The organism is Rhizobacter sp. P2_G4 (assembly GCF_056403575.1).
Window position 1 is genome coordinate 69,254 of the sequence record NZ_JBFUFG010000001.1, and the last position, 13,764, is coordinate 83,017.

The 13,764-nt window shown below is 67.2% G+C and carries 14 protein-coding genes; 11 read left to right on the top strand and 3 right to left on the bottom strand.

All coding sequences use genetic code 11. The annotated features are described in order from the left end of the window. Positions 1-2: 2 nt before the first annotated feature. The 11 genes from AC1DYS_RS00350 (at position 3) to AC1DYS_RS00400 (ending at position 11,178) form a co-directional block, all read left to right on the top strand. Positions 3-1,115: an aromatic ring-hydroxylating dioxygenase subunit alpha gene (locus tag AC1DYS_RS00350; RefSeq protein ID WP_477894940.1), complete on the top strand. Its 1,113-nt coding sequence runs from the start codon at positions 3-5 to the stop codon at positions 1,113-1,115. Then, positions 1,112-1,876 (top strand): GntR family transcriptional regulator, encoded by a 765-nt coding sequence (locus AC1DYS_RS00355; RefSeq protein ID WP_047498090.1) that lies wholly within the window; start codon positions 1,112-1,114, stop codon positions 1,874-1,876. Before AC1DYS_RS00350 ends, AC1DYS_RS00355 begins: the two co-directional genes overlap by 4 nt. A 10-nt stretch (positions 1,877-1,886) precedes the next feature. Then, on the top strand, positions 1,887-2,861 hold the full coding sequence (locus AC1DYS_RS00360; protein WP_477894942.1) for a PDR/VanB family oxidoreductase: 975 nt from the start codon (positions 1,887-1,889) through the stop codon (positions 2,859-2,861). Between the two features lie 119 nt (positions 2,862-2,980). Then, positions 2,981-4,150, top strand: a complete 1,170-nt coding sequence (locus AC1DYS_RS00365; protein WP_477894944.1) for an ABC transporter substrate-binding protein — start codon at positions 2,981-2,983, stop codon at positions 4,148-4,150. A gap of 124 nt (positions 4,151-4,274) precedes the next feature. After that, positions 4,275-5,135 carry a branched-chain amino acid ABC transporter permease gene (locus AC1DYS_RS00370; protein WP_477894946.1) on the top strand — a complete coding sequence of 287 codons (861 nt, stop codon included), beginning with the start codon at positions 4,275-4,277 and terminating at the stop codon, positions 5,133-5,135. After that, the gene (locus AC1DYS_RS00375; RefSeq protein ID WP_477894948.1) at positions 5,132-6,091 is read left to right on the top strand and encodes a branched-chain amino acid ABC transporter permease; all 960 of its coding nucleotides are present in this window, start codon (positions 5,132-5,134) and stop codon (positions 6,089-6,091) included. Before AC1DYS_RS00370 ends, AC1DYS_RS00375 begins: the two co-directional genes overlap by 4 nt. Then, positions 6,088-6,849 (top strand): ABC transporter ATP-binding protein, encoded by a 762-nt coding sequence (locus tag AC1DYS_RS00380; RefSeq protein ID WP_477894950.1) that lies wholly within the window; start codon positions 6,088-6,090, stop codon positions 6,847-6,849. Before AC1DYS_RS00375 ends, AC1DYS_RS00380 begins: the two co-directional genes overlap by 4 nt. Further along, positions 6,842-7,549: an ABC transporter ATP-binding protein gene (locus AC1DYS_RS00385; protein WP_477894952.1), complete on the top strand. Its 708-nt coding sequence runs from the start codon at positions 6,842-6,844 to the stop codon at positions 7,547-7,549. The genes AC1DYS_RS00380 and AC1DYS_RS00385 overlap by 8 nt, the downstream gene beginning before the upstream one ends. Positions 7,550-7,555: 6 nt before the next feature. After that, positions 7,556-8,374, top strand: coding sequence for a helix-turn-helix domain-containing protein (locus tag AC1DYS_RS00390; RefSeq protein WP_477894954.1), 819 nt, complete (start codon positions 7,556-7,558; stop codon positions 8,372-8,374). Between the two features lie 126 nt (positions 8,375-8,500). After that, positions 8,501-10,144: an SGNH/GDSL hydrolase family protein gene (locus AC1DYS_RS00395; RefSeq protein WP_477894956.1), complete on the top strand. Its 1,644-nt coding sequence runs from the start codon at positions 8,501-8,503 to the stop codon at positions 10,142-10,144. Between the two features lie 143 nt (positions 10,145-10,287). Then, the gene (locus AC1DYS_RS00400) at positions 10,288-11,178 is read left to right on the top strand and encodes an AraC family transcriptional regulator (RefSeq protein WP_477894958.1); all 891 of its coding nucleotides are present in this window, start codon (positions 10,288-10,290) and stop codon (positions 11,176-11,178) included. Here the strand turns inward: AC1DYS_RS00400 and AC1DYS_RS00405 are convergent. From AC1DYS_RS00405 to AC1DYS_RS00415, 3 genes are read right to left on the bottom strand one after another with little or no spacing between them, the layout of a single operon-like run. Then, positions 11,160-12,092 (bottom strand): alpha/beta fold hydrolase, encoded by a 933-nt coding sequence (locus AC1DYS_RS00405; RefSeq protein ID WP_477894960.1) that lies wholly within the window; start codon positions 12,090-12,092, stop codon positions 11,160-11,162. The two genes, AC1DYS_RS00400 and AC1DYS_RS00405, sit on opposite strands and share 19 nt — an antisense overlap. An 8-nt stretch (positions 12,093-12,100) precedes the next feature. Beyond that, positions 12,101-13,069: an AEC family transporter gene (locus AC1DYS_RS00410; protein ID WP_477894962.1), complete on the bottom strand. Its 969-nt coding sequence runs from the start codon at positions 13,067-13,069 to the stop codon at positions 12,101-12,103. A 42-nt stretch (positions 13,070-13,111) separates the two neighbouring features. After that, complete coding sequence (locus AC1DYS_RS00415) at positions 13,112-13,702, bottom strand: outer membrane beta-barrel protein (protein ID WP_477894964.1); 591 nt, start codon at positions 13,700-13,702, stop codon at positions 13,112-13,114. Positions 13,703-13,764 lie beyond the last annotated feature (62 nt).

Below are 13,764 nucleotides of genomic sequence, written 5' to 3' on the forward strand. Positions count from 1 at the left end.
TCATGAAGTCTGCTCTTCCGTCCGCTCTTGCGTCATTCCCCCTCAACGCCTGGTACGCCGCGGCCTACGACGTGGAGGTCAAGGCCACCCTGCTGAGTCGCACCATCTGCGGCCAAAAGATTGTTATGTTCCGCCGCAAGGACGCCTCGGTGGCCGCGCTCGAAGACGCCTGCTGGCACCGCCTGCTACCACTGTCCAAGGGCACGCTGCACAACGACGAGATCACCTGCGGCTACCACGGCCTGGTGTTCAACGGCGACGGCCGCTGCACCCACATGCCCTCGCAGGAAACCATCAACCCCTCGGCCTGCGTGCGCTCCTTCCCGGTGGTGCAGAAGCACCGCTTCATCTGGGTCTGGCCGGGCGACCCGGCGCTGGCCGACGAATCGAAGGTGCCCGACCTGCACTGGAACGACGACCCGGCCTGGGCCGGCGACGGCAAGCTGATCACGGTGAAGTGCGACTACCGGCTGGTGCTCGACAACCTGATGGACCTGACGCACGAGACCTTCGTGCACGGCTCCAGCATCGGCCAGCGCGCCGTGGCCGAGGCGCCCTTCGTGGCCACGCATGGCGACAAGACGGCGACCGTCACGCGCTGGATGGAAGGCATCGACGCGCCGCCCTTCTGGGCCGGCCAACTGAAGCACGCCACCGGCTACGAAGGCAAGGTCGACCGCTGGCAGATCATTCGCTTCGAAGCGCCGTGCACGATTGCCATCGACGTGGGCGTGGCGCCCACCGGCACCGGTGCGCCGCCGAAGGGCGACCACCCTGGCGACCGGTCCCTGGGTGTCAACGGCTTCGTGCTCAACACCATCACCCCCGAGACGGACGGCACCTGCCACTACTTCTGGGCCTTCGCGCGCAACTACTGCCTGGGCGAGCAGCGCCTGACGCATGAGCTGCGCGAAGGCGTAGCGAACATCTTCCGTGAGGACGAGTTGATTCTCGAAGCGCAGCAACAGGCCATCGACGAACACCCGGGCTACACCTTCTACAACCTCAACATCGACGCCGGCTCGATGTGGGCCCGCAAGCTGATCGAGAAAATGGTGAAGGCCGAGGCCCCGCCGCCGGGCACGCCGAAGGTGATTCCACTGCGCGCCGCATGACGACCAAACTGGAAACAGCGGAAGACGCCGGCACCTCGCAGACCGTTCGCACCCAGCTCAAGCTGCGCGAGCTGATCGTCGGCGGCGAACTCAAGCCCGGCAGCCGCATCGCCGAGCTGGCGCTGGTGGAGATGCTGGGCGCCTCGCGCACGCCGATCCGCATGGCGCTGGTGCGGCTGCAGGAAGAGGGTTTGCTCGAAGCGCTGCCGAACGGCGGCTTCGCGGTGAAAGACTTCTCCGAAGCCGACATCCACGACGCGATCGAAGTGCGCGGCACGCTCGAAGGCCTGGCCGCGCGGCTGGCGGCAGAGCGCGGCATCACCTCGGTGCTGCTGGCCGAGGCGCGCGATTGCATCGCCCGCATCGACGACCTGCTGGCGCAACCCGAGCTGAGCGAAGACTCGTTCACCGGCTATGTGGAGCAGAACGGCCGCTTCCACGCGCTGCTGTCCGAAATGGCAGGCAGCGACCTGGTGGCGCGCCAGCTCGAACGCGCCAAGACACTGCCCTTCGCCTCGCCCAACGGCTTCGTGATGGCACGCTCGACCGGGCCCGATGCGCGCGACATCCTCGTCGTCGCGCAAGAGCAGCACCGCGCCGTCATCGAGGCCATCGTGCAGCGCGAAGGTGCGCGCGCCGAAGCCCTGATGCGCGAGCACGCGCGCATCGCCCACCAGAACCTGCGGCATGCACTGCAAAGCCACCAGAGTCTGCAGCGCCTGCCCGGCGCGAGCCTGATCCGCCGCCGCACCACCCGTTGAGACTGTCCCCATGCGCAACAACCAGCAATGGCACCCCGCCCACATCCGGGCGCACCGCAACCTGAGCCCCACGGTGCGCGAGTTCGAGATTCGCCCCGAAGGCGGCGTGAAGCCGTGGACGGTAGGCAGCCACTTGAACCTGCGCGTGATGGTCGACGGCCGCGAAGAAACGCGCTCGTATTCGCTGGTCGGGTTGCACAACCCTGAGGTCTACCGCATCGCCGTGAAGCGCGCCGAGCCGGGGCGCGGCGGCTCACGCTTCATGTGGAGCCTGGAAACGGGCAACGAGCTGCAGATCGGTGAGCCGAACAACCACTTCGAGCTCTCGTTCAACGCGCCGCAGTTCCTGCTGGTGGCGGGTGGCATCGGCATCACGCCGCTGGCCGGCATGGCGCAGATGCTGGCGGCCAAGGGCACCGACCTCCGCATGCGCTACGCGGCACGCAACGCCGACGAACTGGTGCTTGGCGACGTGCTGAAGCAGACACTCGGCGAGCGGCTGCAGACCTTCTGCAGCGACGCCGGCCAGCGCATCGACCTGGCGGCCGAGATTGCCGCGCTCGCGCCGCGCGCGCAGATGCTGGTGTGCGGCCCGATTGCGCTGCTCGACGCGGCGCGCGAGGCCTGGGAACGCGCCGGGCGGCCGAGCGCCGACCTGCGCTTCGAGACCTTCGGCAACAGCGGCCACCATGTGGCCCAGCCGTTCTGGGTCGAGCTGCCGCGCCACCAGCTGCGCATCGAGGTGCCGGCCGACCGCAGCCTGCTGGACGTGCTGAACGAGGCGGGCGTCGAGACCTTGTTCGATTGCTGCCGCGGCGAATGCGGCCTCTGCGCGATGGACGTGCTCTCGGTCGAGGGCGACATCGACCACCGCGACGTGTTTCTCAGCCCCCATGAACAGCAGAGCAACCAGCGCCTGTGCGCCTGTGTCTCGCGCGTGAACGGCGGCGGTGTGGTGCTCGACACGGCGTATCGCGCCGATTGAAATCGATCTATCAGCTATGTCGCCCCGGCATAGCTGATAGTCGAACACCCCAATTGCCGGAGAGTGCGACGATGCCGCACATTCACTGGCAATCACTGCCTTTCGCTTTGGAGACTCCCATGAAAAAACGCCACGTCCTGAAGGGACTGTCCGCCGCTGCGCTCGCCTTGTGCGTCTCGACAGCTTTTGCCCAGACGGCGCCGTTCAAGATCGGCTTCATTCTCCCGATGACCGGGCAATCGGCCTCGACGGGCCGGCAGATCGAAGCCGCCGCCAAGCTCTACATGGCGCAGAACGGCAGCACCGTGGCCGGCCGCAAGATCGAGCTCATCATCAAAGACGATGCCGGCGTGGCCGACTCCACCCGCCGCATCGCACAGGAGCTGGTGGTGAACGACAAGGTCGACGTGCTGGCCGGCTTCGGCCTCACGCCGCTGGCCATGGCCACCGCGCCCATCGCCACGCAGAGCAAGACGCCGATGGTCGTGACGGCTGCGGCCACCTCAGTCATCACCACCGCCTCGCCCTACATCGTGCGCACCAGCTTCACGCTGCCGCAGGCCGCGGTGAGCATGGGCGAGTGGGCAGGCAAGAACAAGATCAAGAAGGTCGTCACCATGGTGGCCGACTACGCGCCGGGCATCGACGCCGAGAAGTTCTTCAAGAGCCAGTTTCAGCTGAACGGTGGCGAGGTGGTGGCCGAGATCCGCTCGCCGCTGAAGAGCCCCGATTTCGCGCCCTTCCTGCAGAAGGTGCGTGACGCCAACCCCGATGCGGTGTTCGTTTTCCTGCCCTCCGGCCAGGGCGCGGCCTTCATGAAGCAGTTCGCCGAGCGCGGACTCGACAAGTCAGGCATCAAGCTCATCGGCACGGGCGACATCACCGACGACGACCAGTTGAACGACATGGGCGACGTGGCGCTCGGCGTGGTCACCGCACAGCACTACTCGGCCTCGCACAACTCGCCGGCCAACAAGAAGTTCGTCACCGCCTTCGAGGCGGCCAACAAGTTCCGCCCCAACTTCATGGCGGTGGCCGGCTACGACGGCATGCGTGTCATCTACAGCGCGCTCGAAGCCACCAAGGGCAAGGGCGGCGGCGACGCGCTGCTGGCCGCGATGAAGGGCCAGGTGTTCGAGAGCCCACGCGGCCAGGTGATGATCGACGCGCAGACGCGCGATGTGGTGCAGGACATCTACATCCGCAAGGTCGAGCGCGTGAACGGGCAGCTCTACAACCAGGAGTTCGACGTTCAGAAAGCGGTCAAGGACCCGGGCAAGGCGAAGTAATCTTGCTTGTCATTCCCGTCTGCCTGAGCAAGCTTGGCTTCGCCGGGGTGGGAATCCAGAATCGCGGCACATCGTGGATTCCCGCCCCCGCGGGAATGACGGTGTGCCTCATTGACACGTCGACATGCTGACCCTCCTCTTCGACGGCATCGCCTACGGCATGCTGCTCTTCGTGCTGGCCGTCGGGCTGGCCGTGACCATGGGCTTGATGAACTTCATCAACCTGGCCCACGGCGCCTTCGCCATGGCCGGCGGCTACACCACCGTGTTGCTGATGAACAAGCTGGGCGTGCCGTTCCTGGCGACGCTGCCCATGGCCTTCGTGTTCACCGCGATCCTCGGTGCAGCGCTCGAGCGCACGCTGTACCGGCCGATGTATGCGCGCCCGCACCTCGACCAGGTGCTGTTCTCCATCGGCCTCGTCTTCATGGCCGTCACCGGCGTCGACTACGTCATCGGCTCCCAGCAGCAGATGATCTCGGTGCCCTCGTGGCTGCAAGGCCGCTTCGACCTGGCGGCGGTGGGCATCGGCAAGTACCGGCTCTTCATCATCGTGATCTGCGGGCTGCTCACCATTGCGCTGCAGATGGTGCTGTCGCGCACTCGCTTCGGCAGCCGCTTGCGCGCCGCGGTCGATGACCCGCGCGTGGCGCAGGGCCTGGGCATCAACGTCAACCGCGTGTTCCTGCTTACCTTCGCGGTGGGCTCCGGCCTCGCCGGCCTGGGCGGCGCGCTGGGCGCCGAGGTGCTGGGCCTCGACCCGACCTTCCCGCTCAAGTTCATGGTGTATTTCCTGATCGTGGTCTCGGTCGGCGGCACCACCACCATCACCGGCCCGCTGCTGGCCGCGCTGCTGCTGGGCATCGCCGACGTGTTCGGCAAGTACTACGCGCCCAAGCTGGGCTCCTTCATCGTCTACACGCTGATGATCGTGATCCTCACCTTCCGGCCGCAAGGCCTGTTCGGCACGAGGTCGACCAAATGAGCGCCGTGCAAGCTTCGCTGCGGGCCGCCTCGGCCTGGCGCTGGTGGGAGATCGCGCTCGGCATCGTGGCCTTCGCCTCGCTGTTCCTGGCGGGCAACCATGCGCTGCTGCTCAACGAGATCGCCATCCTGGCGCTGTTCGCGGTGTCGCTCGACCTGATCCTCGGGTTCGCCGGCATCGTCTCGCTGGGCCACGCGGCCTTCTTTGGCTTCGGCGCCTACGTGGCCGCGCTCTTCGCCAAGCATGTGATGCCCGACCCGCTGGTCGGCCTGGTGGTGGCGATCGCCGCCACGGCCGGGCTCGGCGCGCTGAGCAGCGTGCTGGTGCTGCGCGGCTCCGACCTCACGCGATTGATGGTGACGCTGGGCGTGGCGGCGGTGCTCTACGAACTCGCCAACAAGCTCGACTGGCTCACCGGTGGCGCCGATGGCCTGCAGGGCGTGGTGATGGGTCCGCTGCTGGGCAAGTTCGAGTTCGACCTCTACGGCCGCGTGGCGTATTCGTACAGCCTGATCGTGCTGGTCATCGTGATGCTGATCGCGAGGCGCATCGTGCACTCTCCCTTCGGCTATTCGTTGAAGGCACTGCGCGACAACCGGCTGCGTGCGACGAGCGTCGGTCTGTCGGTCAACCTGCGGCTGGCGGCGGTCTACACGCTGGCGGCAGCGTTCGCCGGTTGCGCTGGCGCGCTGATGGCGCAGACCTCGGGCTTCGCCTCGCTCGACGGGCTCGACTTCCACCGCAGCGCCGACGTGATGCTCACCGTGGTCATCGGCGGCACCGGTTATCTGTACGGCGGCATCTTCGGCACCATCGCCTTCAAGGTGCTGCACGATGTGGTCTCAGCCTGGACGCCGCAGTACTGGACCTTCTGGCTTGGGTTGTTCCTGGTGGTGCTGATGCTCGTGGGCCGTGATCGCCTGATCCGCCCCTGGACGTGGTGGAAAAAGAAATGACCATCGTTCTGGAAACCCACAATCTGCTGAAGCGCTACGGCGGCATCGTGCCGACCAACGACGTCTCGCTCAAGGTGCAAAAGGGCGCACGCCACGCGCTGATCGGCCCCAACGGCGCGGGCAAGACCACACTCGTCAACCTGCTCACCGGCGTGGTCGAGCCGACCTCAGGCCGCATCTCGCTCGACGGCGACGACATCACCAAGCTCGCGCCGCACCAGCGTGTGCGCCGCGGCATCGTGCGCACCTTCCAGATCAACCAGCTGTGGAACGATCTGACGCCGCTGCAGTCGCTGGCCCTCGCGGTGAGCGCCCAGCTCGGCATCAGCCACACCTGGTGGAAGCGGCTGGGCAGCGACGCGCGGGTCGCCGAGCGCTGCGAAGTTCTGCTCAAGCAATTCCGCCTCGACGACGTGATGGACCAAAAGGTCAACGTGCTGGCCTACGGCAAGCGCCGCCTGCTGGAGATTGCCACCGCGATTGCCTGCGAGCCACGTGTGCTGCTGCTCGACGAGCCCGTGGCCGGCGTGCCCGAAGGCGAACGGCAGGAGATCTTCGACACCATCAACGCGCTGCCGGCGGAGGTGTCCATCCTCTTGATCGAACACGACATGGACCTGGTGTTCAACTTTGCAAAGACCGTGAGCGTGCTGGTCAACGGCGCGCTCTTCGCCGAAGGCGACGTGGCCAGCATCTCCACCGACCCGCGGGTGAAGGCCGTCTACCTTGGCGAAGGCGAAGGAGCGGGTCATGGCTGAGCTGCTCAAGGTCGAAGGCCTGCGCTCGGGCTACGGCGAGGCGGTGGTGGTGCAAGGCGTCGACCTCACGCTCGAACAAGGCCAGTCGCTCGCGCTGCTGGGCCGCAACGGCACCGGCAAGACCACGCTGATGAACTCGCTGATCGGCGTGACGCGGCGCCATGCAGGCCGCATCTTCCTGGCCGGCCAGGAGATCACATCACTCGTGCCCTACCAGCGCGCCGCCGCCGGCATCGGCTGGGTGCCGCAGGAGCGCAACATCTTCAAGTCGCTCACTGTCGACGAGAACCTCAGTGCCGTCGCCCGACCCGGCCCGTGGACGGTGCAGCGCGCCTACGAGATGTTCCCGCGCCTGGCCGAACGCAAATCGAACATGGGCAACCAGCTGTCCGGTGGCGAGCAGCAGATGCTCGCGGTGGCACGCGCGCTGGTGCTGAACCCGAAGCTGCTGCTGCTCGACGAACCGCTCGAGGGCCTCGCGCCCATCATCGTGGAGGAGCTGCTGCGCAGCATCGCCCGCGTGGTGCGCGACGAAGGCATGTCGGCCATCATCGTGGAGCAGAACCCGCGCATGATCCTGCCGATCACACAGCACGCTGTGGTGTTGGACCGCGGTACGGTGGTGCACCGCAGTGACAGCCCCTCGCTGCTGGCCGACCCGGCGCAGATGGAGCGCTGGCTGGCGGTGGCCAAGCACTGAGAAGGCATGAACATCCACGCCGCGACGCGCAAGCTCAACCGTCTGCGGCGGGTGGCCCAGCACATCGATCGCCATCTGTTCGAGCAGCTGCGCCTGGCCGACCTGGCCGAGCTGGCGGCGATGTCGCGCTTCCACTTCGAGCGGGTGTTCGCGGGCTACGCCGGCGAGACGCCACTGGCGCGTGTGCGACGGTTGCGGCTGGCGCGCGCGAAGCAGCAGCTGGAACAGGGCGGCGTGAACTCCGTGCTTACGCTCGCGCTGGACTGCGGCTACGACTCGCATGAAGGCTTCACGCGGGCATTCAAGCAGCAGTTCGGCCTGTCGCCTTCCTGCGTGCCTGTGCGGCCGGCCACGGGCCTGTCGTTCACTGTGAGCCGCTTGCCGGCGCACGAGATCCAGTACCTCGACTTCCAGGGACGCATGGACGAAGCTTGGCTCAGCTTCGACGAGCTGCGCGCCCGCGCGCTGGCCCAGGGCATCGCGCGCGAGCGCCGCAAGGGCTGGGCGGTGCACCTGGAGGGCGATGCGCACACCTGGGCCGCGCCGCACGCTGCGGTGTTGAGAGCGGCCTTGCTGTCGGCCCCGCTGGGCATGCAGGTTCCCGGGCTGCAGCGAGGGCGGCTGCCCGGTGGCACCTATGCGGTGTTCGAACTGCAAGGCAGCCACGACGCGCCGTCGCGCGAGCAGATCGATGGCGCGCTTGCGATGCAAGGCGAATGGCGCGTGGTCGACGGCCCGGTGCTGCGCCGCTTCGACAACCCGATGTACCTGCCGGCCGACCACGAGCGGCGGGCAGCGTTCCACGTGCCGGTCGTGCGGCGCTGACTCTGCTTCAAAGAACCTGCTTCAAAAACCGCAATCGCGGTCAAGACGTCTCCCGAGTCCCTGTCTAAGCTCGCGCCGGCTTTGACAACACCTGCCGGGCAACGCACCGGCACGACTGGAGACAAGATGAACACCACCTCCCGGCTGGCGGCCGCGCTGGCCGCTGCTTTGCTTTGGGGTTGCGGCGGCGGCGATGACCCGGCAGCACCCACCCCTTCCACCGACACCCGCACCCGCCTCGTCGGCGTGGCCGCCACCGGCGCACCGCTGGCGGGCGCGACCATCAAGGTCTGCGACGCGCTGGGGGCCAGCGTGAGCACCACGGCCGCGGCCGACGGCAGCTACACCGCCGATGTGTCGGCGCTGAAGGCGCCGCTGCTGGTAGCGGCCACCACCGGCGCATTTCTCAGCATCAACGGAGTGCCGCAGCCCGCCAACGGCACCGTGGCCTACGCGGCCCTGCTGCCAGCAGTGGCGGCCAGCGCGGCCAACACCGCCAACGTCAACCCGCTCAGCGACAAGATCGCCTCCGACGTGGCGCAGAGCGACCTCGCACTGAAGGGCTCGGTGCAGCTCATCAACGCCTGCAACACCGCGGGCGTGACGCCGGCCCGCATTGCCCAGCAGACCGCGGAACTGCGTGGCCTGGTGCTCGCGGCGCTGACAGCCGAAGGCGTGGCCGATGCCGCCAGCTTCGACCCGGTGAGCACGCCCATGGCGGCGAACCACCAAGGCATCGACGCCGTGCTCGACCGGGTGCGCCACAACCGCGACGGCTTCGGCAGCGGCACCGACGACCAGCTTCGCGGCAGCAAGCTCTACGACCTGGAGATGCGCGAGATCTCCACCAGCAACGTGGCGCTCGATCCGGCGCTCAAGCCGTGGTCAACCGCGACCACGCGCATCTTCGTCGTCGGCGACTCCACCGCCAGCAACTACACCCAGCAAGTGGCGCCGCGCATGGGCTGGGGCCAGGTGTTCGGCCGCCTGCTGAAGCCCGACGCGACGGCGCGCGTGGTGAACCTCGCGCAATCGGGCCGCAGCTCGCGCAGCTTCATCACCGAAGGCTGGTTCCAGCTGCTGGCCGACAACCTCCAGGCCGGCGACTACTTGCTGATCCAGTGGGGCCACAACGACGAGAAGTGCGACACCACCGGCTCGCTCGACTGGGTGAACCGCTGCACCTACGCGAATGATGCGAGCGGCGCAGTCCAGCTACCCAAGACGCTGGACAAGCTGACCGCCGGCACGGTGGCAGAGGACCTGTCGTTCCAGCGCTCGCTGGAGAAATACGTGGCGCTGGCCAAGGCCAAGGGCGCAACGCCGGTGCTCATCACCCCGGTGACCCGCATCAACCAGGACAAGGCCGTCACCGCCTACGTCGAAGGCCTGTTCCCCCTCACCAAGAGCACGCACATCACGACCAAGGGCGATGCGCCGGGCAATTACACGCAAACCGTGATCGACACGGCGAAGGCCAACGACGTGGCGCTGGTCGATGCCGATGCGATGAGCATCGCGTTCTACAACAGCATCGGCGTGGGAACGGGCGGGGCCAATGCCACCGGTGGCTGGCGCGACTACTACCTGGCGGTGAGCGACGCCACGACGTATCCCTTCTACGCGTCGGCCACCACCACCGGCCACTACCTGAATGCCGACCGCACCCACTCGCAGGAAACGGGGGCGGTGAAGCTGGCCGGCTTCGTGGCCGAGGGCATCAAGGCCGACACGGCACGCTTGGGCGGCCTGACAGCGCTGCTCAAGTAGCGGCTTGCGCTAACTCGCGACAAGGAACCAGCAGCGCACCGGCTGCTGGTAGCGGCGACAGCGTCGCCGCGCAACTGAGCAATCGCGGACGCGCGCGGCCAGGGGTGGCCTGCCTACAGTGGAGGCACCATCACCCCTGAGCCATGCGCAACCAGTCCGAACTCTCGTACCGCCAACGCGTCAACCGCGTCGTCGCCTACGTCCAGGCCCATCTGGGCGAGGACCTCGACGGCAGCGTGCTGGCCGACGTCGCGGCCATGTCGCGCTTTCACTTTCACCGTGTGTTCGCTGCAATGACCGGCATGACGCCGGCCTACTACGTGCTGCGCACGCGGCTCGCCGCCGCGATCGAGGCCTTGCGAAGTACCGCAGCACCGGTGGGCAGCATCGCGCTGGACTACGGCTTCGACGGCGGAGCCTCGTTGGCCAAGGCCCTGCGGCGCGAGTTCGGCGTGTCGCCGAGCGGCGCGCGAGAGGCCTTGCTGGACCCGCGCATCGACCCAGGGCCGGTGGCAATCCCTGCACGCTCTCAAAGGAGAAAGACCTTGCTTCAACCCACGATTCGCGAACTGCCATCCCAGCAACTGCTGTGCGCCACCGAACGCGGCGCCATCAACAACGACATGTCGGCCACGGCGAAGCGCGCGTTTGCGCGCCTGTTCCCTGCGGCCGAGACACTGGGTGTTCTCCCGCGCCAGACCGGCTGCCTGGCGGTGTGCCCGGACGAAGTGAAATCGCCCGACGACCCGGATGCCCGCTTCGTTGCGGCGCTGTCGTTCGATGGGCCGGTGCCAGACCTGGCGGCCACGCCAGGCATCACGTATGAGCGCATCGACGCCGGCAAGTGGGCGGTGTTCCGCCACATCGGGCCATACAACACCTTGTGGCAGACGTGGCGAGCGATCTACCGCGACTGGGTGCCCGCGGCCCGGCCCTCACTGCGGGATGCGGCGCCTTATGAGCTGTATGTGAGCGATGCGTCGGTGGTGCCGCCGGAGGAATTGATCACCGACATTCACGTGCCGGTTGCGTGAGCTCGAGGCTGTTCGGGCCGTCGGTCAGCCCGAACAGCCAAGTCGCCCAACACGCGGTCGATCCAACGCACCAGATCGGAAACCACTTCATCTCGGTTGATCTCGTTCAGCACCTCGTGCCGGGCGCCGTCGTAGATCTTCACCGACACATCGCTCAAGCCAGCCGCGCGAAACCGCTCCACCAACGGATGGAAGTACGCCAGCTTGCGATGCAGCGCATCCTCTCCACCGACGAACAGATAGATCGGCAAGCTGGCGGGGACCACGCGCAGCGCATCGGCCGATGTCGTGCGTGCATACGCCGCATACATCGCCTGCCGCGACCCCACGTGCAGGCGAAAGCCGCACAGCGGGTCGGCGATGTACGCGTCGACCTCGGCCTCGTTGCGGCTCAGCCAGTCGTACGGCGTGCGCCGTGCCACGGCCGGCGCAGCGCTCGCGCCCTTGAGCTTCCAGGCTGAGCTGCTGCCCGCCTCGGCGAGGTCCAGCGCCATGGTGCCCGACAGGGCCGCGGCGCACACGCGGTGCGCATGGTCGAGCAGGTAGATCGTCGCGGCGAACGAGCCCATGCTGTGGCCGAGCAGGATCAGCGGCGCACCGGGGTATCGGACGTTGGCGAAGTCGCTCACGGCAACCATGTCGTCGACAAGACCCGTGAACCCGCGCGGCCCGAGATCGCCCTTGGACCCGCAGCGCGCGGCCTCTTCGCCGTGGCCGCGGTGCTCGTTGGCCACGACCGCGCACCCGGCCTGCACCAGTGCCTCGGCCAGCGGGCGATAACGCCTCGCGTGCTCGCCCATGCCGTGCGCGATCTGCACCACGGCACGAGGCGACAACGCGTCGTCCCAAGTGAACACCTCGACCGGGTAGCCGTCGCCGGCAGCAAGTGGATGGCGTGTTTCGACCGCAGGCATGCAGCAGCTCAATGCAGGTGCGACACAGCCCAGAGCCAGGCCGGCGCGGTCAGCGCAAATGCAAACGTCGACAGCGCGATCGCCGCGGTGGTCTCGGCCTCCTGCGCTTCATAGCGCTGCGCAAAGATCAGCGCGTTGTTGCCGGTCGGCAGCGCCGCCGCCATCACCACCACCGACAGCGGCAACCCGCTGAGGCCGAAGCCCCAATGGCCAACCGCCAGCACCACAGCCGGCAAGAGAAGCAGCTTGAGCAGCGTGAGCATCACCGCACCCTGCGCCGCGCCTTTGAGGCCGTACTGCGCGAGCGACACGCCGATCAGCACCAGGCACAGCGGCACCACCGCCTGGCCGAGCGAGACCAGCACCTCGTCGAGCACCGGTGGCATCGGCACCGAAAGCGCGTTCCACACCAGGCCCACGAGAATGGGCAGCACGACGGGGTGGATGACGGTCTTGCGCGCGGTGTCGACGAGCATGCGGCCGATGTGTGCATCGGCCACGCCCTGCCGCGCGCGTTCGCGCGCGAGGTCGACCTCCACCACCGCCGTGAGCACGGTCAGCAGCACCAGCGCATGCAGGCTGACGATGGTCACGTGGATCGCGAGGCCGGCTTCGCCGAACATCGCCACCACCATCGGAATGCCGAGCTGCACCGTGTTGCCGAACGTGGCCGTGAGGGCGCGGGCGCTGGGCCCTGCGGTGGGCAGATCGTGCTGCCGGCGCTGCCAGAGGTAGACGCCGAGCATCAGCGCCATCACCGGCACGAAGAACGCGGCCAGCGTGCCCCAGGGCATGGTGGCGAAGTCGAGCCGCGAGGTGGTGCGGAACAGCAGTGCCGGCACGAAGATGTAGAACGCCACGTAGCTGAGCACGCGCGCCGGGTCGTTGGGGCCCAGCAGGCGCATGCGCCCCACCACATAGCCGATCGCCACCACCAGCAAGATGGCGACAAGCTTGAGCAGGATCAGCGAAAACATCGGTCGGTGCGGCGGCCTGCTACCCGCCGCAGGCGGGCCGAATCAGAAGTAGTAGTTGAAGTAGACGCCGCCGTGGCTGCCGTCGAGTTGCGGCGCATCCGGATAGTCCTTGGCCTTGAACTTCTCCGACACATAGCGAACCTTGATGCCCCACGACTGGACCGGGAAGAACTCGGCTTCGACCACGCTGCCCCAGGTCGGCTTGAAGCTGACGTTGTCGATGAAGTTGTGCGCAGCCCCGGTCGCGCGGATCTTGGCGTTGTTGGTGTAACGCGCGCCGCCGCCGAAGCGCAGCCAGTTGTTCACCCTGAAGTGGCCCAGCAGGTCCAGCGGATAGCGCTCGAACCGCACGCTGCCGTTCGAGGCATTGGCCCGGTCGAAGTGGTAGCCGATCAAGGCTTGTGCCGACACCAGGTCGGTGAACTGCAGCTCGATGCCGCCGTTGAGGGCGAACAGGCCGCCGGCATGCACCTTGGCATCGCTCACATCGTCATCGACGTAGTCGATGGTGGCGATGGTGTCGCCACCAAAAGTCAAGCCGCCGCCCACCACGCCACGCACCTTCACGCCCTGTGCAAAGGCTCCGGTCGTGGCAACCAGCAGCGCCACGGCCAACAACATTCTCTTCTTCATGCCATCACTCCCCGTTGTGTTGATTCAAGCCCTCCCTTGGGCTCGGGGCAAATTGTGCCAAA